Source organism: Ectothiorhodospira magna, from assembly GCF_900110965.1.
Taxonomy (GTDB): domain Bacteria; phylum Pseudomonadota; class Gammaproteobacteria; order Ectothiorhodospirales; family Ectothiorhodospiraceae; genus Ectothiorhodospira; species Ectothiorhodospira magna.
The window spans coordinates 1-1,302 of sequence record NZ_FOFO01000055.1 but is presented as its reverse complement, the minus strand read 5'-3'; the positions used below and the strand labels follow the sequence as shown (position 1 = coordinate 1,302).

Genomic DNA, 1,302 nt, shown 5'->3' with positions numbered 1-1,302 from the left:
CTGAAGTATCCCCACGAAATCATGCAGGGAGCCTGGTGGCAAACACGGTTCGTATTGCTGATCTGATGCTGTTTAGGGTGTCGTCGCGGATGTCGGCTGATTCTCGCCGCAATACCCTCAAGCCCAGGAAAAAATGGGATAGCACCCGTCGCTTGGCAGTGTTCGGTTGGTAATGTCGATGGCGCCCCTCATGCTCTGCTGCCAGACCCACCAACCAGGCCGCGAAGCTGGCCAGGGCAGCAATCAGCAGCAGCACGTCAAATCGTTGCGCAGAGCGGGAACGGGAACGATTCACGCCAAGTCCATAATGCTCGTTCTTGCTGGATCTGAAATCCTCCTCAATCTGCATCCTCAACGAATAGAGCTCTGTCACCCGTTCGGTGATCTTCGACCCTCCAGGCAGGGAGGTGGCAATCACCCAGGGTTCCCGTTTGCCAGCGGCATGCGCACGACTTTTACTGCTCTGGGACCGCTGGCCAGACCGGGTCGCATGAATACGCCCCTGGAGAGTCTTGCGCAGGCCATACACCTGGCACACCAGCGAATCGTTGCGGGTCATGGCAAAGGCACCCATGAAGGTCGGCTGATTCTCATCCAGCAAGCACCCCAGCTGGCGGGTATTGAGCCAAGTATCCTCGCCCGGTCGCGTCATCTGGACCAAGCCTCGCGCTCGGCCCACCCAGTCCCAGCCCAAAGCTTCCACGGCGCGGAACCAGGGTTTCTTGAAACCGGCGTCCGTGACGATCACCGGGCGGACTCCGGCGGGCAAGACCTCCGAGAGGCGCTTCAAAAAGTCCTCCTGGATCTCTCGGTTAGCGTACTTGGACTGAGGGTGGCACTCCTGGTACAGGGTTCTTCCCTGGCCGCCCACGGGCACCGAGGCGCGCAACACGTGAATGCTCTCATCCACCGCCACCGGCGACCAGTCCACCAAGATCACTGGGCGCTCTTCCTGCCCCACCAGCCAGTGAGCCATGGCCTGATAAACCGTCGCCGCCTCTCGATGCATCCTGGGGTTACCGACGAGCCGATCCATCTGCTTGATGCTCGCCTTTTCGGTGATCTGCCGCCGCGATGCCCGGCCAAGACCGGTGACCGAGGTGGTCTGCCCCTCCAAGGCCGCCGTCATTGCGACCAGCAGCGCGTTGAAGCGGGTGCGGTGAATGGATTGACAAGCAACCCCCAAGTTTGCGTGAATCAGGTCCGTGGCGTGCATCGGTTTTTTCGTGGCTCTTTTTCGGCTTAGTCACCTTAAGAATCACGATCTTGCCGGTGCATGTCCACCCCACCTTCCATTATCCC

Annotated in this window: 1 protein-coding gene; it reads right to left on the bottom strand. The window is 60.1% G+C overall.

Annotated features, from left to right (window positions below; translation table 11 throughout):
* Window positions 1-19: 19 nt before the first annotated feature.
* Window positions 20-1,216, bottom strand: a complete 1,197-nt coding sequence (locus BMX62_RS12490; RefSeq protein WP_090209629.1) for an IS4 family transposase — start codon at window positions 1,214-1,216, stop codon at window positions 20-22.
* Window positions 1,217-1,302: the final 86 nt, after the last annotated feature.

Excerpts from the sequence above, each read along its gene's own strand:
- BMX62_RS12490 (WP_090209629.1), bottom strand. The coding sequence starts at position 1,216 with ATGCACGCCACGGACCTGATTCACGCAAACTTGGGGGTTGCTTGTCAA.